This window comes from Aeromonas sp. 603079 (assembly GCF_049172135.1).
Lineage (GTDB): Bacteria > Pseudomonadota > Gammaproteobacteria > Enterobacterales > Aeromonadaceae > Aeromonas > Aeromonas veronii.
The window spans coordinates 116168-133275 of record NZ_JAAKPX010000003.1 but is presented as its reverse complement, the minus strand read 5'-3'; the positions used below and the strand labels follow the sequence as shown (position 1 = coordinate 133275).

At 61.8% G+C, this 17108-nt stretch carries 13 protein-coding genes; 3 read left to right on the top strand and 10 right to left on the bottom strand.

All coding sequences use genetic code 11. The features are described 5' to 3' along the window. Positions 1-102: 102 nt before the first annotated feature. From hybE to G5287_RS02865, 10 genes are all read right to left on the bottom strand, one after another. A complete protein-coding gene (hybE, locus tag G5287_RS02910) occupies positions 103-642 on the bottom strand; it encodes a hydrogenase-2 assembly chaperone (RefSeq protein ID WP_421230781.1) in 540 nt (179 codons plus the stop codon). Further along, the gene (locus tag G5287_RS02905) at positions 624-1154 is read right to left on the bottom strand and encodes a HyaD/HybD family hydrogenase maturation endopeptidase (protein ID WP_421230780.1); all 531 of its coding nucleotides are present in this window, start codon (positions 1152-1154) and stop codon (positions 624-626) included. Before G5287_RS02905 ends, hybE begins: the two co-directional genes overlap by 19 nt. Continuing rightward, entirely contained in the window at positions 1154-2857 is a 1704-nt protein-coding gene (hybC, locus tag G5287_RS02900) for a hydrogenase 2 large subunit (protein WP_421230779.1), read from the bottom strand. Before hybC ends, G5287_RS02905 begins: the two co-directional genes overlap by 1 nt. Further along, entirely contained in the window at positions 2854-4041 is a 1188-nt protein-coding gene (gene hybB, locus G5287_RS02895) for a Ni/Fe-hydrogenase cytochrome b subunit (protein ID WP_421208417.1), read from the bottom strand. Before hybB ends, hybC begins: the two co-directional genes overlap by 4 nt. Then, the gene (gene hybA / locus G5287_RS02890; protein ID WP_201991513.1) at positions 4034-5080 is read right to left on the bottom strand and encodes a hydrogenase 2 operon protein HybA; all 1047 of its coding nucleotides are present in this window, start codon (positions 5078-5080) and stop codon (positions 4034-4036) included. The genes hybB and hybA overlap by 8 nt, the downstream gene beginning before the upstream one ends. Positions 5081-5082: 2 nt before the next feature. Continuing rightward, complete coding sequence (gene hybO, locus G5287_RS02885; RefSeq protein ID WP_047435203.1) at positions 5083-6216, bottom strand: hydrogenase 2 small subunit; 1134 nt, start codon at positions 6214-6216, stop codon at positions 5083-5085. A 966-nt stretch (positions 6217-7182) separates the two neighbouring features. Then, positions 7183-8319: a glycosyltransferase family 4 protein gene (locus G5287_RS02880; RefSeq protein WP_421230778.1), complete on the bottom strand. Its 1137-nt coding sequence runs from the start codon at positions 8317-8319 to the stop codon at positions 7183-7185. A 12-nt stretch (positions 8320-8331) separates the two neighbouring features. Then, positions 8332-9603, bottom strand: a complete 1272-nt coding sequence (locus G5287_RS02875) for a glycosyltransferase family 4 protein (protein WP_421230777.1) — start codon at positions 9601-9603, stop codon at positions 8332-8334. Then, positions 9600-11006 (bottom strand): O-antigen ligase family protein, encoded by a 1407-nt coding sequence (locus G5287_RS02870; protein WP_100653873.1) that lies wholly within the window; start codon positions 11004-11006, stop codon positions 9600-9602. The genes G5287_RS02875 and G5287_RS02870 overlap by 4 nt, the downstream gene beginning before the upstream one ends. Further along, positions 10994-12313: a lipopolysaccharide biosynthesis protein gene (locus G5287_RS02865; RefSeq protein WP_421230776.1), complete on the bottom strand. Its 1320-nt coding sequence runs from the start codon at positions 12311-12313 to the stop codon at positions 10994-10996. Before G5287_RS02865 ends, G5287_RS02870 begins: the two co-directional genes overlap by 13 nt. A 299-nt stretch (positions 12314-12612) precedes the next feature. Between G5287_RS02865 and G5287_RS02860 the strand changes: the two genes are divergently transcribed. The 3 genes from G5287_RS02860 to G5287_RS02850 are packed head-to-tail and all read left to right on the top strand — an operon-like array spanning position 12613 to position 17101. Then, positions 12613-13368, top strand: a complete 756-nt coding sequence (locus G5287_RS02860) for an acyltransferase (RefSeq protein WP_150999130.1) — start codon at positions 12613-12615, stop codon at positions 13366-13368. Next, positions 13365-14564 carry a glycosyltransferase gene (locus G5287_RS02855; RefSeq protein ID WP_421230775.1) on the top strand — a complete coding sequence of 400 codons (1200 nt, stop codon included), beginning with the start codon at positions 13365-13367 and terminating at the stop codon, positions 14562-14564. Before G5287_RS02860 ends, G5287_RS02855 begins: the two co-directional genes overlap by 4 nt. Continuing rightward, on the top strand, positions 14561-17101 hold the full coding sequence (locus G5287_RS02850) for a hypothetical protein (RefSeq protein ID WP_421230774.1): 2541 nt from the start codon (positions 14561-14563) through the stop codon (positions 17099-17101). The genes G5287_RS02855 and G5287_RS02850 overlap by 4 nt, the downstream gene beginning before the upstream one ends. The last annotated feature ends 7 nt before the right edge of the window (positions 17102-17108 follow it).

Here is a 17108-nt window from a genome sequence, read left to right as displayed (position 1 = left end):
GGATCATCACTCAAAAAAGAGGCAGAATGCGTGTCTGAACATGGGAGTGAGGGGCCAAAATGGCCCCCTATTCTAAACTTGATTTCGCGTGAAACCTAGCGACTATGCCGGTTGACCGCGCCGGGCACCGAATAGCCGTCTGCGACCCAGATCCACGCCGCCAGCCCCTTGCTGCACCGGCAAGGAGAGCAGCATCTTGAGGGTGCTGCTCACCAGCACGCGCCCCTCCCCGGCACCGAGATTGGGATCGAGCGGCGACATCAGGGAGCAGGACAACAGCTGACCCGTCTCGGGCAGTTCACCCACCATAAAGGTCATGTTGCCGCAGGGGAGCTGCAGGGCGAGTCGATCGCTGCTGCTGCGCACCGGCCAAAGCTGATCCGGCCCCGGCAGCACCACCACGCTCAGCATCCAGGGGGTGAGCACACAGCCAAGCCACTGACCTTCAAACAGCACGCACTCCGCCACTATGGGCATGTCCGGGTGATAGAAGGGCAACGCCTGCATCTCTTCGCGAGCGATCCGCTCGTACTGGGCTACCAGCAAGGGTGCTGGATTGGTGGCAAAACCGGCAAACTCCTGTGCCGTCTCCGGTACTCTCTCCAGCACTCTCTCAACCTCGCTTAAATGGGACTGCGCCATAGGCCCTCCCGCGCTTGTTCAGCTTTCTCCTGCTCAGAGAGCGGGATGGCAGGGGCACCGACACTGGCCAGCAGGGTCAAGATCCGATCCGTCGCCTCCCCCATGGCCGCCACCACCACTGGGGTAAGGCCGATGCGCGGTTCGAGGGATTCAGGCTCTATGCCGATCAGAGTGAGCCGCTTGGGCGACTCCCCCGTCATGTGCAGCGCCGAGAGCACGTCCGCCAGCCCCAGCTGATGGGGGGAGATCTTGCGGCCAAACAGGGTCGGGATCTCCTCATCTTTCAGAGTCACTACGGTGCCCGGCGGATTACCGCTGCGCACCGCATCCGCCAGAATGATGTGATCGCGACTGGCCATCGCTTCGAGCAATTCCATGCCAGCCGTGCCGCCATCGAGCAGCTCGATGCCGGGGGCAAAACGGTATTCGCGCCCCAGCGCCTCGACAATGCGGACGCCGACGGCCTCATCGCTCAAGAGCAGGTTACCCACGCCCAGGATCAAGGTGTTCATCACAGCACCTTAACCTGAGTTGTTTCGCCATTCTGGGTATCCACCACGTGAACCGCGCAGGACATGCAGGGGTCGAACGAGTGGATGGTGCGCACCACCTCCAGCGGTTTGGCGGGATCCGCCACCGGGGTGCCCACCAGAGATTGCTCGTAGGGGCCGGGTTCATCGTTGAAGTTGCGCGGGCCCGAGTTCCAGGTCGATGGCACCACCGCCTGATAGTTCTCGATCTTGCCACCCTTGATGACGATCCAGTGGGAGAGCATGCCGCGCGGCGCCTCTTCAAAGCCCACCCCGCGAAACTCTTTATCCGCCGGGATCTCCGCCTTGATGTAGGCGGTGGTATCCCCCTTGCCGATGTTGTCCACCAGCGCCTTCCACTGGTGCGCCAGGGTGTCTTTGAGCACACAGCAGCGCACCGCTCGACCGATGATGCGACCCATGGTGGAGTGCAGCTGTTCGGTCTTGATGGCAGAGCCGGTGAGCGCCTTGTAGATGCCATTCAACTGGTCGAAGTGCGCCACTGTCTCCGGGTGTTTGGCGGCCAGTTTCACCAGCAAGTCGGCGAGCGGCCCCACCTCCACCACCTTGCCGTAGAAGGTGGGGGATTTGACCCAGGAGTATTTGCCGTCATCCTGCCAGCCGGTGTAATTAGGCTCGGTCTTACCCTCCCACGGCTTGAGGGGCTCGTCATCCTTGTACCAGGCATGCTTGTTGCTCTCGGCGATGCCCTCCATCAGCCAGCCATCCTGATGACTCTCGATGGGGCGATAACCCGTCAGATTGCCATTCTCGATATAGCCGCCCGGCATCAGGAAGCTGCCGCCGTCACCGTCGGTGGGGAGCTCCGGCACGCTCAGGTAGTGCTTGGCCCCCTGCCCCAGACTCAGCCACTCGGGGTAGTGGGCAGCGATGATGGCGGCATCCACCTTGTAGACCTGCTCGATAAACTCGCCGAGCCGGTCGATAAAGCTCTTCACATAGAGCAGTCGCTCGAGATTGAGCACGCTAGGTGCATCCAGATTGATGGGGTTGGCCACGCCGCCCACCGCCAGATTCTGGATGTGCGGGCTCTTGCCACCGAGGATGGCGACAATGCGGTTGGCATCGCGCTGGCACTCCAGCGCCTGCAGGTAGTGGGCCACGGCGATGAGGTTTACCTCCGGGCTCAGCTTCATCTCCTTGTGACCCCAGTAACCGTTGGCAAAGATGCCGAGCTGGCCGCTCGCCACCAGCGCGCGGATCTTGTCCTGCACCTTGGTCAGTTCATCGGCACTGTTGAGGGACCAGGTTGATACCCCCTTGAGCATGTCCGCCGCTTTTTGCGGATTGGCCTCAAGGGCCGCGGTGATGTCCACCCAGTCCAGCGCGGAGAGCTGGTAGAAGTGGACGATGTGATCGTGGATGTTGTGGGCCGCGATGATGAGGTTGCGGATGTACTGGGCGTTGACCGGCACCTTGGCGCCAATGGCGTTCTCCACCGCCCGCACCGAGGCGATGGCGTGAATGGAGGTACATACCCCGCAGATGCGCTGCACTATCATCCAGGCATCGCGCGGGTCGTTGCCCTTGACGATCTCCTCCATGCCGCGCCACATGGTGCCGGACGACCAGGCTTTGGTCACTTTACCGCCTTCGATTTCGCAGTCGATACGCAGGTGCCCCTCAATGCGGGTGATGGGGTCTATGGTGATACGTTGGCTCATACGTTGGCTTTCCCTCGGGCCTGATAATCTTGGTGAACACGTTCAAGTGATGGCAGTACCGGCAAGAGCCGGATCAACAGCAAATAGGCACACACCTCGATGGCAACAAAGCCCAGAGAGATCAGCACCTCCTCCGCGGAGGGGAAGTAGTGGTAGCCATTGCCGGGGTTGAAGGCGAGCAAGGAGTAATCCAGTCGCCAGAGGGCGGCGCCCAGCAGCATGCTGAGGGCCCCCAGGAACAACATGCGCGAATCCCGGCGGCTCTTGTCCCAGTGGAACACCAGCAGCGGGAATATCATCAGCGCGATCTCGCTCCAGAACATGATGGAGTAGCGATTGAACTCGGAGAGGTAGGCCGACTTGTCGTGGATGACGATCTCGGCAAAGCGCAGCGCCACAAACAGGATCAGGAAGATGTCGATCACCTGGGTCAGCTTGTAGAAGAGCGACTTCTCGTTGGGGCCACGCCCCGCCAGTCCCGCCTGCACCAAGGAGCCCTCAAATACCACGATGGAGAAGCCCATGATAAATGCGGTCAGCAGCGAAAAGACCGGCAGCAGCTCGTAGCTTTGCCAGAGCGGATGGATCTTCTCCCCCGCCACTATCATCAACGAGCCCATGGAGGATTGGTGCATGGTGGGCAGCAGAGCCCCCAGCGCCAGCACGAAGAACATGATCTTGTTGAGGCGAATGAGTGACGCCTTCCAACCGAACTTCTCCAGCAGCACGGGAGCGAACTCCAGCGCCATAACCCCGATATAGATGGTCATGCAGACCGCCGTCTCGAACAGCACCGAGGAGGTGTTGAAGTGACCGGGCAGGTAGAAGTACGGCAGGTTCCAGTAACGCCCCACGTCGATGGTGATGGAGAGCCCCCCCAGGGAATAACCAAAGAGGCTCGCCAGCAGCGCCGGACGCACCAGGGGGTGATACTCGCCCCGGTTGAACACGTAGACGGCCCAGGCCAGCGCCCAGCCACCGCACGCAAAACCGGTGCCGATCAAGAGATCGAACGAGATCCAGAGTCCCCAGGGATAACCGCCATTCAGATCGGTGACCGAGCCCAGCCCGAAGACGAGGCGTTTTAAAATCAACATGCCGCACAGCACGGCAAAGGGGGCCAGCACCAGCACAGGCCAGCTGACCAGCTTGCCGCCGAGGGGATACGCCTTGTGATTACTCATGATCCTTGCCTCCCTTTGTGGTGCCCTGATCCTTGATCTGCGCCCTCCCCTGATCATGGCCATCATCGTGATGATGATCGTGACCATTCTTGGTGTTGCGGCGAATGAGCACCGAAAGGCCAGTCAGCACCACCATGGGCAGCACCATCCCCTTGTAGAGGGTGTGCTGGATATGCTCGGAGCGGGCACCGGAGGAGAGCTCCGGCAGATCGGGCATGTCGAGCTTGGTATAGGGCACCCCGGCCAGCACCAGCACCTGGGTGCCGCCCCCCTCTTTCTCGCCATAGACGTAAGGCTGGTAGTTGGGCACCTCGTGCAGGTAAGGGTCGTTGGCAGAGAGGGTCTGGCGCGGATAGGCGTACTCACTGCCCGGAGTCGCCAGCAGACGACGCTTGGCCTCGGCCATCAGCTCCTCGCGGGTGCCAAAGATGACGGCGCCGGTGGGGCACACCTCGACGCAGCCGGGCAACTTGCCCTGATCGATCCGCTCAAGCCCCTTCTGGTTGCAGAGCTCGCACTTGTGGATCGCCCCCAGCGGGTTGTCATAGTCATATTTGGGCACATCGAACGGGCAACCCACCATGCAGTAGCGACAGCCGGTGCAGACGCTCGGGTCGTAGTGAACGATGCCTGTCTTGGGATCTTTTTTAAGAGCCTGCACCGGACAGACAGAGACGCAGTTGGGATCGACACAGTGCATGCACTGCTTCTTGATGTAGGCATAGCCATCCACCAGCTGATCCTTGTGCTCGCCAGTGCCGCTCTTCCACACCTGAATGATGTTGTTGGTGTAGGGGGTCAGCTTGTCGTTGTTGGACCAGGTTTGCGCCCCGGCTGGATTGGCCGGATTGCCGTTAAGGCGCTGACACTCCGCCACACAGGCCTGACAGCCGACGCAAAGGGTGGAGTCATACAACATACCGAGCGCGCCGGGAATGGGCGGCTTGTTCTTGGCCGCCGCCAGTGCGGTGCCGGGTACGGCTGTGCCCGCCGCCAGCGCACCGACGGAGGCAAATTTGAGGAAGTTGCGTCTGTTCACGGTTACTCCTCCCGTGATGGGTGCTGCCCGGCTTCGTGGCGCTTCTGCTGGCGACCGAGTTCACGCACCGTCATCAGACTCACCCCCACCAGCACCCCGAGGGCGCCACCGATCAGGCCAGTCGCGGTGGGCGAGGTATAGCCCCCCTCCTGAATTTTCACATCGGGTTTATCCACCCGCGGGGTCGGGTTCTCGACCTTGGCGAGCTGGAAGATCCCCTTGCTAAAACCGACCCCCTGCTCGTTGCAGCCATAACAGGGGTGACCGATGCCGACCGGCCAGATGCCGCCGCCCACATCGCAGAACTCCAGGGTCGAGCAGTTGCCGTAGGTCTCCGGCCCCTTGCAGCCCAGATGGTAGAGACACCAGCCCTGCCGGTGGCCCTCATCGCCAAACTCCTTGGCAAAACGCCCTGCATCGAAGTGCGGACGGCGCTCGCAGTTCTCGTGGATCAGCCGCTCATAGGCAAACAGCGGACGCTTCTTGCTATCCAGCGCCGGCAGCTTGCCGTAGGTGATGTAGTAGGCAACCGTGGTGAGGAAGTTGTGGGGATTGGGCGGGCAGCCCGGGATATTGATGATTGGGGTGCCGATATTGCCGAGGGCTTCTTCGAGACTGACGGCACCGGTCGGGTTGCCGCCGCTAGCAGGCACACCGCCCCAGGCGGCGCAGGAGCCGATGGCGATGACGGCAGCGGCATCACTGGCGGCACGGCGAATATGGTCGACGATAGGCTCACCGGCCACCATGCAGTAGACACCACCATCTTTGAGCGGAATGGAGCCATCCACCACCAGCACATACTTGCCTTTATAGCGCTTGATGGCGTTGTGCTTGTTCTCTTCCGCCTGATGACCAAAGGCCGCCGAGAGCACCTCGTGGTACTCCAACGAAATGGTGTTGAGGATCAGGTTCTCGATGGTGGGGTGAGTGGCGCGCAGCAGCGATTCGGTACAACCGGTGCACTCCTGCGCCCCAATCCAGATCACCGGCGGCCGCTCGGGGCTGGTGAGCGCGGTGGCCATCTTGGCGACGGCATGCTGACTTAATCCCAAGGTTGCGGCCATCCCGGCACACAATTTCATAAAATCACGGCGATTAATCCCATGAGCCGATAAAAAATTATCCTCGACCATTCTAGTTATTCCCGTAGTGAGCACTTGTTTGGTAAATGCTTAATAAATGCTAAGGACTCACCCACATCACAGTATTGATCTCTATCAACTTCGACCGGCTTCCCCCTATTTACATAGCGAGCCACATCACAAACAGAATTAATTACCCCCAAAGAGATATTTGGCAGGGAAATAAATTTTATGAACTTAATTGGACAGCAAATAATTAATCACCGGACCAAATACCCTTTTGTTCCCAGTTAAATTAACATGCGGAATGACTGTGCCATGCCGCTTATTTCACAGTATTGACACCCGACAATAAATGTTCAATCAAATATACCTTTACTCACTGAATTGCATATTTTACTGGCTTTAAATCTGACTCAGCACGGTTTGCAACACCAAATCATGGCAGGAACAAGAGACCCGCTCAGCCCTTGCTGCCAGGGCCTTCATGGCAGAATTTCCCGTAAATTCGCGCAGATGGTCTCTGCCGGAAAGCACTAGCGGCAGCGCCCCTGGTTGCATCCCCGTCTGTTGAACCTGAGCAGTAAGAAGATGCAGATGATGTATTCATATCGGAGGGTATCCAGATATGCTTTATCATCCGATGTCGAGACGAGTAAAATATCGCGACGGTGGATATGTTTACGCATCATCATGAATTCACATTCAATTTTACGGTAAGATAAACAGTTCATCAGCAGACCATCTGCAACAAAGTGATAATATTTAATTGGCGGCGAACTCGTTTATCAGGTTACAGATGTTACCGCTCACACTCATACTATTTACCTTAACGTCACCTTGACTAATTAACCAAAGCGTAAATATCCCTCTTCATCAGCAACGATGATAATTGTTCTCGTTCAGTAATAGTCAGCAATAATGAGAGAGGGATAAACGGGCCAACCAAGAAAAATCCGTGGACCTTCAGTTGAGCAGTGGCACCGGCAACCGCCACGCCTGCTGGCCAAGCAAGCGCTAACCACTCACGGCAAGGCTCAACGCATCCCATCGCAACATACCTTCCCACTGATCCAGTGTGCTTTGATAGGTATCCGCCGCGTTGTAATGGACCATGGCATGCAGGCGGGCATGATGGCCAAGTCGCTTGACCACGTCGGGCATGGCATTGAGGCTGGCCAGCACCCGCGCCAGATCGCCGGGATCGTTTGGCTGATATTTGCAGCAATTCACGTCATCGGTGAGGTGTCGATCCCACCAGGCGCCATCGGCCGGGATCACTACGCATAATCCTGCCGCCATGGCCTCCAGAATGGAGAGACCAAAGGGTTCCTGATGACTGGTGGAGACAAAAATGCCGCATTGAGATCGGATCTCGTCAAGATTGGCGGGGTTGGCATACCAGTGCGTGTCTGGCAGCTGTGGCTGAGGCTGGCTGCAGGGTTGCAGCGTGCCCTTGGGCTGCAGATAGCACACCATCAGCTCGGGGCGAGCGTCAGGGATCATCTGATGGGCGGCAAGCATGGTCTCCAGCCCCTTCCAGCGCAGCAACGAGGCCGCCCACAAAATCCGGTGCCCCCCCAGGGTCGCTTTGGGCCAATCAATCTCGCTCAAACCGTTGGTAAATGGCTGCCAGTGTGACGGGAACTCGGTCTCGCCAAGCCGGGCCAGCAGCGCCGCCAGGGAGCTGCGGGTCGATTCGAGATAAAACACTAAACTCGCCCGTTGCAAGGCTCTGGCAGAGAGCCCCGAGCACCCCACAGGGCCATGGATCAGCTGAACCACCCGGCACCGCAACCAGCGGGCAGCCCAGTAACAGCAGAGATCCACCCCCGGCCCGGACGCCGCCACCAGGCACTTCACCTGCCCCAGACGCAACACCAGCCAGAGGATCAGCAGGGTCTGCCACCCCTGTTTAAGCAGATAACCGATGCCGGACTCCCGCCCCTTCAATATGTGGGGCAACCAAAGAGGATGATGCTGACAACGGGACCAGGAGTCGGGATCCTGGGTCAACACATGGCATGTGAGCCCGGGCATCCGTTTGGCCAACTCATCGAGCAGCACTTCGGTCGCAACCTTGGAGCCACCGCGAAACGGGATAGGATCCACAACGATGACCTTTCCGAACACCGGCTCAGTTTGCATGCTCATCTTGCTGCTCCCTTACTCTGGCACCTTGCGGCGGCCAAACCCCAGTTGCACTTTTTGCGCCACTCTTGCCATCCCACTCGCCAGCATATTGCGACCTCTGGCAAGGAGGCGTTGCCCCGCCCAATGCATGAGTGGTCGGAAGGGTGTGGGGGCCGTGGCGTGCCAACGACCAGCCAGCGCGGCGTCCCACACCGCCGTGACCCCGTCGACATAGCGCGCCACCGTGAACAACTGTGCGGCACGCAACTGAGCGGCCCGCCCCATTTCACATCGGCGCTGCGGATTGCTCAATTGCCGCCAGTGATCAGCCATCTCGGCCCAATCCCCCGGGGTTGCCAGCAAACCGGTCACCCCCTCTTCCACCACTTCGGGGATGCCGCCCACTCGGTAGGCACTGACCGGGAGCCCCAACATGCCCGCCTCCGCCAACGTCAGACCAAACACCTCCTCACGGGCTCCAGAGACCAGCAGATCCACCCCGCCCCGCAAGATAGCGGCACTGTCCGGCCGCTCGCCCAAAAAGTGGACCCGCTCGGCCACCCCGAGCTCGACAGCCAACGCCATCAATGCTTCCCGCTCCGGGCCGCTGCCAATGATCAGCAACTGGGCCTCCTCCCCCGATGCCATCAGGGCAGCCAGCGAGCGGATCAGCAGATCAATCCCCTTGCGTTTGATCAGGGAGCCGACGGTTGCGATGATCATATCCCCCGGGGGCAAGCCCAGCATGCCGACGACCGGCCAGTGAGCACTGCCATTCAGGCGAGCGGCATCCACCCCGTTGGGTACCCGGATCAACCGCTCGGCCGCGCAGCCATCCTGGCGCCAACCGGTCAACACCGGCTCGCTCACCCCGATCAGCACGCTTGCCTGATGGACCCGCAGGCTGAACCTGTCTCTTGGCTGGTAACGGGCATGGAGGTGGCACACCAGCGGTACCTGCAACGCCCGACAGACCCCCGCCAGCCACTGACAAGGGGCCGCGCTGTTGGCGTGCACCAGCCCAATCTGCCGCTCGGTGATGAGCTCTCTGGCTCGCCGGGAGAGGCGCCGATGGGCAGCAAGATCAAAGCGGGGCGCCTGCCATCCCAGCAGCAGGCTGAACGGCTCGACCATGGTTTCGACCCCGAGGGTGGCCGCCTCTGCCGCCAGCGTCGGGCTATTGCACCAGAGCAACGGCGTAAACCGGCTGCGATCGAGGTGGGCCAGCAGATCCAGCAGGCAGCGTTCGCTGCCGCGGATCCAGTCCTCTCCGTAGTGAACCAGCAAAACAGGGGTTGCGTTCATCCTCTTGCTCCCTTTGGTGGCACTGCCGGCAACCGGGTTGCCTCCTGATGATCCTCAGCGGTGGCCTTCGCCTCTGTGGCCGCCTGCTCCACGTACTTGATGGCGGCAACGGCCAGCGCCAGTTCCAGGTAGATGGGCCAGGTAAACCCCTGGGTCAGGAAGGATCCCGAAATCACAAACCCCACCATGCTGGCCATCACCCCCTGCATCGCCGTGATCACTGCAGGAGGCATGCCAGCAAGCTGGCAACGCCAGCAACTGCGCAGGGTCACCGTCACCATGCCGATAAACAGCGCCAGCCCGACAAAGCCGGTTTCAGCCAGCACCCCGAACCAGGTGGAGTGCACCGCATGATTGAGTCCATCCCAATGGGGGCTGTAGAAGAAGTAGTTGTAATAGAAATTGGACAAGCCCACCCCCACCAGCGGGTGGCCCAGCGCCATCCCCCAGGCCGCTTGCCAGGCGTAGATCCGCCCCATGGCCGAGGCATCGACCCCACTCTCGGCGGCACCGCCAGATGCCCGATCGCTAATCCCGGCAGCGGCAAACAGCACCACCAGCGCAACCATCCCCAGCGAGATCAACAGGGTTTTCGACTTCACCCGCTGCCAGGCAAACAGGCCACCAACGGCGCAGATACCCAGCAGACCACCCCGGCTCTGGGTGGCGATAATGGCGGCCGCAGTCAGCGCAAAGCCGAGCCCACCCAGCAAACGCCCCCCCACCCCATTGCCCTGATTGAGCAGTAAGCTCAGCGAAAAACCGGCAGGAAAGAGCAGCACCAGCGCCAGATCGTTGGGATCCCCCAGCACAGAGCCCAGCTCGCGCCCTATGGTCACCCGGGTGCCCTCCACCAGCCCGATCCCGCTCGCCTTGTTGTAGAGGGCCACCAGCGCCACCAGACAGCCCGCCACCACAAAGGTGCGCACCGCCAGCGCAAAATCCCCCGGAGTGCGCACCAGCCAGGCGGTGGCCAGGGTCATCAGATAGATCTTGCTGTAGCTGCCGGTCCAGGTGGCGATCGCCTCGCCCCGGTTGCTGGCAAACAGCACACCGATGGAGACCATCACAAAGAAGGCCGTCAGCCAGCTCAGGGCTGGACTCCAGTAGGGCTTGATCCGACCGGTCAGCAAAATGTGCCAGACCAGCGCACCGATGGCGGCCAGCGAGAAGAGCAGCGGGATCTTGAGGGGATAGAGCTGGGGGAACACCTCATGCAGCCGAAAGAAGGAGAAGGTGACAAACCCCAGCACCATCAAGAAGGGCCAGCGCAGGGCAAACCAGATGGCGGGAATGGCAAGGCCGAGCACCGGCAGCAGCAAGGGATGGGGCAGCCGCCACCAGAGCAGTGCCAGCACCAGACAGATGGCGCTTGCCCAGATGGCTGGCGTTAGACGAGCCATGATCCTGCCCACCATTGGCCGAGCCAGACCATCGCCAGCGCCCCGAGCGAACTGGCCCAGAGGGTCGAGAGGCGATACGGCAGCGGCAGCAACCGCTGGCTCACCAGATAAAAGGCCTGCGCCCGCACCAGATAGACCAGCAGTAGGGTCCAGATCACCCCGGCGACCCCGAAGGGGGGGATGGCGAGCAGAAAGCCTGCTACCCCAAGGGCGCTGCAGCCCAGATTGATCACCATCTGGGCATTGCTCTTCTCGCCGCTAAAGCAGCCGACATTGAGCAAGTCCGAAACATTGCGCACCGCCATACCCAGCACCAGCAGCGGAATATAGGCGATCGCCCCGTGATAGCTCTCCGGGGTCAGCCAGCGAATAAGCAAGGGGGCGGTAAGCCCGACAATCCCCGCGGTGACAAACCCCAGCACCGACCCCATCACGCTGTAGTGGGCATTGAGCCGCAGTCCATCCGGCTCACGCAGCAGCATGAAACGGCGGGGATACCACCAGAGGGCAAAGGGTTGCAGCAACAACCCCACCGCCAGCGCGAGCTTGCCTGCAACGGCGTAGTAGGCAAGCAGCGCCTCCCCCACCACATCGGCCAGCAGCCAGCGATCCAGTCCGCTCAGGGCAAAACCTGCCAGCCCGCTCACCACCAGGGGCAATCCATAGCGCAGCAGCGGCCGATAGTGCTGCCAGTCAAAGCGGATCCCGCTATCTCGCCACTGCCAGAGGCTCAGCAGCAGCGCCAGTGCAACGCAGGTCAGGGTGCCGGAGGCCAGCACCCCGCTCACGCCCCAGCCGAGCCAGAGCCACCAGCCGGTCAGCACCGACTGGATCACCGCCTTGCCTGCGGTTGCCACGAAAAAGAGCCGCGCCTGATTGCGCATGCGCAGCCATGCAAGTGGCACGCCGATCACCCCTTCAAACGGCAGGGCGCAAAGCACCCAGCGCACATCCGCAAGGCGAGTTTCCACCGGCAGCCAGGCTTGCACCACAGGTGCCAGCAGCCAGAGCAGCACCAGACTGGCCAGGGCGATCAGCCAGACCAGACCAAACATGCGGGCCACCACCTGCTGGCGCTCCTGCTCATCTTTCGCCAATCCGGCAAAACGGTAGAGGGCATCCACCAGCCCGAAGCCCAAAATAAGGGAACCCAGATTGATGAGGGTCAACAGCACCTCCAGCTGGCCGTATTCACGAGGCAGCAGCTGATGGGTCAGCACCGGCAGCATCAGCAGGGAGATCCCCTTCATCAGGAGCAAGCCGCCGGCGTAATAGAGCATGGCAATCTGGTTCACACCAAGTTTCATAGGGCCTCCCAGCCACCCGAAGCATCCTGCTCCGGGTCAGCTACCGCTAATGCAAAGCCCACGCCACTCACTCCCGCCCTGAAGCGATAGCTCCTCTGTGCGGCTTAACCGGCCTGAACAAGCCCAGAATGAGACTGGCATTTGCGTTTTGCACAACGCTGGCTGCAAATTGCACCGACCGGCGCAATCTGCCCCTCCTCTTAGCCCCATTTGGCCCGATCTAGCTGGGGCCGTCCTGTTGGCCCGATCCCTGCTTTCTGCTTAGCGAGCAACGGACTGCACCAGAGGGAGAGGTCGCAATGAACACCATCAACCTGCACCGGATGAAAAGCTGGGCCAAACAGGGGGAGACGCCACTGGCTCGCCGGGTATGGCGACTGGCCAAAAGTGCCCGCCACTGGTCATGCCCCGTGATCCCTCCCCTGCATCGGCTGCTTTATCGGCTCTATCTGTTGGGCAGCAACGCGCTGGCGACCCTGACCCGCACCCTTTGGTGGACTCCCTTGTTTCAATCTCGCCTCACAGCCCCCGCCCCGCGCCTCTATCTCTATGGCGGCATCCCCTATATCAGCGGTCCGGTCACCATCGAAATTGGTGCCGACTGCCGCCTCAGCGCCGCCATGACCATCAGCGGCCGGGCATCGAGCCAGACACCAAGGCTGGTCATTGGCCGCAATGTCGGGATTGGCTGGCAAACCACCCTAGCGGTGGGCAGCAAGATAGTGCTGGGGGATAACGTACGGATTGCAGGGCGTGCCTTTCTGGCGGGCTACCCGGGGCACCCGGTCAACGCCCGCGATCGCGCCCGGGGCCTGCCGGATCGCGATGAACAGGTGGGGGCCATTGTGCTGGAGCAGGATGTCTGGCTTGGCACCGGGGTGATGGTGATGGCCGGTGTCACCATAGGCGCCGGCACCATTGTCGCCGCAGGCAGCGTCGTCACTCGGGATCTGCCCGCAGGTGTGCTGGCAGCGGGTGTACCGGCCACAGTACTGCGCACCTTGCAACCACAGGATCACAGCGACCCCGCACACGCTTCGGAGACCTTTGCATGAAACCACACTCACTGCCGCAACTGGTGGTACTGGGCGAGGATTGGGGCCAGCACCCCTCCAGCACCCAACACCTGATCAAGCGTCTGTTGCCCGATTATCAAGTGCTCTGGGTCAACTCCATCGGCATGCGTTGCCCCCGCTTTACCCTTCATGATCTCACCCGCATCGTCCGCAAACTGGGGGCCGTGCTGCGCGGTGCGCGCCAAGCTGGCGGCCAGTCGGTTGCGCCATCAGAGGTCAGCAGCCCCCGGGTTCTGCCGCCGCTCGCCTTGCCGCTGCCCGGCAGTCGGCTGGCGGGCAAGATCAATGGCCACTGGCTGGCGGCGCAGATCCGGCGTCAGCTGCCCGAGCTGGATCGCCCCCTGCTCTGGATCTCCCTGCCCAGCGCCGTCGATCTGATTGGCAAGCTGGATGAGCGGGCGGTGATCTACTACTGCGGCGATGACTTCTCGGCGCTGGCTGGGGTGGATCATCAGGCCATCGCTCACTGCGAGGCCCGACTGGTGGAAAAAGCGGACCTCATTCTGGCCGCCAGCCCCGTGTTGGCCAGCCGCTTCCCCCCCCATAAAACCCGGCTCCTCAGCCACGGCGTGGATCTCGAACTGTTTATGCCCCCCAGAGAGCGGCCAGCGGATCTCCCCTCCGGCCGCCCCATTGCCGGATTTTACGGCAGCCTGAGCGACTGGATTGATATCCCCCTGCTGGCAGAGACGGCCGCCGCCCTGCCCCATTGGGATCTGGTGCTGATTGGCCCGGTCCAGACCGATATCTCCCCCCTCAAGGGGCTCCCCAATATCCATCTGCTGGGGCCCCGTCCCCATCACACGCTGGCGGCCTATGCCCAGCACTGGCAGGTGAGTCTGCTGCCCTTTGTCGACAACGCCCAGATCCGTGCCTGCAATCCATTGAAATTGCGCGAGTATCTGGCCGCAGGGCGACCCATCGTCAGCACCGATTTTCCGGCCCTCGATGGCTATCGGGATCAGATCCAGCTCCCCCACGATGGGGAGAGCCTGGCCCAGGCCATCAATCGGGCCGCCTTTGATCAATCCAATCCGGGCTGGTTTCAGGAGAGTGGCTGGGAGGGGCTCACCCGCAGCGAAGGGCGCCACACGCGCCAACAGCAGGTGGCCTTGCAAAGCTGGGATCACAAGGCTGCCGAGCTGAACAACTGGTTGAAGGGGCTGGCCGGATGAGCAGAGGGCTCTGGCTGGTTACCCTGCTCTGCGCCAATGCAGCAATGGCCACTACCCGGCTGGAGGGGCAGACCCCGCTGCCCATGACAGGTAACCAGACACCCCAGCGGCTCGATCTGAGCACCCACAACTGGCCAATAGGCAGCGATGATGAACTGGTGATCGAGGGCCATAACCCCAGCGCCCACCCGCAAACCCTGATCCTGCGTATCGACGACGAGGCCTCGGTCAACTACCGCAGTCGGGTCAATCTGGAGCGGATTGTCGCACCCGGCCCCTTCACCCAGCGCTTTGCCTTGAGCGAGTGGCGCACCAGCCAACCCAGAGCGCTGGCGCTGGACAAACTCACCAAGCTCTATCTCTTTATGGCCGATAACGCCCCCTCGCTGACCATTCGCCGCTGGTACTGGGAGCCCGGTTTGACCTTGCCAGCGGGCACCATTGCGCTGGATCTGGGGGCTGCGGCTGCGCCCCGCTTTACCGGCTTTGAGGCCCTGAGCCCGGGGGATCCCCGGCTGATTGGCCATCCCACCACCATCATGCGTCCCTCCGGCGATGCCCTGGTTCGCGATGGACTGCGCAATCTCGACGGGGTGCGGCTGGACCTGGCCAAAGGACGCTACCAGCTCACCCTCTGGCTGGATGACCCCGGCGAGTGGGAGTACCTGCCCCACCCCTTCGAGCGCAGCGTGCTGGTCAATGGCGAGCCCATCTGGGCCGAGCAGTGGCAACCGCAGGAGTGGCTAACGCAGAGCTATCTGGCGGGGCAATCTCGCGAGGCACTGCCAAATCCGGATCCCTGGCAGCTGTTCGGGGCGCGTCAAGGCGGCCCGGTCCATGTCACCCTGAACCACCCCGGCGGCTCGCTCACTATTACACTGGTGGGCCACTCACCGGATGCCAAATACCTGGCAGGGCTGCTGCTTGCCCCCTATCCGGCCCCCACCAGCAAAGAGGCGCTGCCAAATAGTGGAAAAGATCTCGCCGTATTGGCCGACGCTACCGCAAGCGTGCTGACCAAGCAGCGCCAGCTGTTTTTGGAAAAGTGGACTCTGGCCCCCTATTCCCCAACCCCAGCCCCAGCTGCGCAGCAACTGAGCCTCACGCCGATTACGGATGCCGCCCCAACCCTGCAGATCGCCCCGGCATCTGCGGTCGATGCGTTGCAGCAGGCTGCTCAACCGGTGCTGGCCGCCCGTGGCAGCCAGCTGCTGCTGGAATTTGCCATCCACGCCGCCACCGACGATCCGGCCCCCTTGCTGGTGATCCAGCCCCCCGAGCAGGCAGGATCGCCGCTGGCGCTGACCCCCTATTACGGCAAGTGGCATCTGGTTCGTCCGCAGGCGAGTGGCACCCTGCTGGCTCCCTCGGATCAGGAGCTGGTCGAGGGGATCGCCGGGCTCACCCTGCTGGCAGACGTACCTCGGCGTCTGGTGTTGCAGATCACCATCCCCCGCGATGCGCCGGCGGGGCGCTATCTGGGCAATATTCAGCTGCTGAGCCAGCAGCAACTGGTGCAGCTGCCACTGACTATCGAGGTGCTGCCGCTGACTCTGCCCGCGGCCAGCAAGCCGGTCGGCATCTATGTCGAAGCGCCCCCTTATCTCAACTGGCTGAGCCCCGACCCCGAGGCGTTAAAAGAGCAGATCGCCGAGGCCAGTCGCTGCGATCTGGCGCGGCTCGCCAAGCTCGGGATCACTGGCCTCTCGCCTGCCCTGCCACAAGATGAGGCGGGGATGCGGGAGATCATGGGAGAGGCGGTGGGGCTCGGCTTTGTGCCGCCCCTGCTGGCCTATACCCCGCTCAAACGCTGGGGGGGCGACCCTGCCAGCCAGCTTGAACAGTGGCAGGCGCGGCAACAGGGGCTGACCGCCAGCGGCTTGCCCCCGCTGGCATGGAGCCTGTTTGATGAGCCGGATCTTGCCACCTTGCCCGCCATCACCACCTTGGCGCGGGAGATGAAACGGCGGGATCCGGCGGTGATCCGTGCGGGCCACTTCAATCATCCGGGTCAGGTTGGTCTGCTGGCAGAGGTGGAGATTGCCCTGATCAACGCAGGCTTTGGCGCCGACAAGGCCGATGTGGCGCGGGTGCGCCAGCACAAGGTCACCCCCTGGTTTTACAATCTGGGCACCCCGAGAGCCGCCGGGTTCTATCTGTGGCAAAGCGGCGCCGAGGGCTATTTGCAGTGGCATGGCCGCATGCCCACCGCCCTGCCCTATGACCCCACCGATGGGCGGGAGAGCGACTTTATGCTGCTCGGCCCGCAAGCCTGCGAGGCGCACCGACTCTCTCACGATCTGTTGCTGTTGCAGCAAGCCATCGAGGATCTGCGCTGGCTCGCCTGGCTGGAGCAGGAGGCCCGCTATCAGGTGGAAGCAGCCCTGCTGCTGGAGCGCCTGCGGGATCAACTGCCGACCCGCTGGCAGGTGGCAGAGCAACTGCCCTCTGCCGCCTGGATCCAGTGGCGCCGCGAGATTGAACAACTGGCCAAGGGATTGAAAACATTGCAAACTGGTGCCAACTCATCCTCCTGAAGTGACT

Coding starts and splice junctions, on each gene's coding strand:
- hybE (WP_421230781.1), bottom strand. CDS start 642: ATGGCGCAGTCCCATTTAAGCGAGGTTGAGAGAGTGCTGGAGAGAGTA.
- G5287_RS02850 (WP_421230774.1), top strand. CDS start 14,561: ATGAGCAGAGGGCTCTGGCTGGTTACCCTGCTCTGCGCCAATGCAGCA.
- hybB (WP_421208417.1), bottom strand. CDS start 4,041: ATGAGTAATCACAAGGCGTATCCCCTCGGCGGCAAGCTGGTCAGCTGG.
- G5287_RS02870 (WP_100653873.1), bottom strand. CDS start 11,006: ATGGCTCGTCTAACGCCAGCCATCTGGGCAAGCGCCATCTGTCTGGTG.
- G5287_RS02865 (WP_421230776.1), bottom strand. CDS start 12,313: ATGAAACTTGGTGTGAACCAGATTGCCATGCTCTATTACGCCGGCGGC.
- G5287_RS02905 (WP_421230780.1), bottom strand. CDS start 1,154: ATGAACACCTTGATCCTGGGCGTGGGTAACCTGCTCTTGAGCGATGAG.
- G5287_RS02855 (WP_421230775.1), top strand. CDS start 13,365: ATGAAACCACACTCACTGCCGCAACTGGTGGTACTGGGCGAGGATTGG.
- G5287_RS02875 (WP_421230777.1), bottom strand. CDS start 9,603: ATGAACGCAACCCCTGTTTTGCTGGTTCACTACGGAGAGGACTGGATC.
- G5287_RS02880 (WP_421230778.1), bottom strand. CDS start 8,319: ATGAGCATGCAAACTGAGCCGGTGTTCGGAAAGGTCATCGTTGTGGAT.
- hybO (WP_047435203.1), bottom strand. CDS start 6,216: ATGGTCGAGGATAATTTTTTATCGGCTCATGGGATTAATCGCCGTGAT.
- hybC (WP_421230779.1), bottom strand. CDS start 2,857: ATGAGCCAACGTATCACCATAGACCCCATCACCCGCATTGAGGGGCAC.
- G5287_RS02860 (WP_150999130.1), top strand. CDS start 12,613: ATGAACACCATCAACCTGCACCGGATGAAAAGCTGGGCCAAACAGGGG.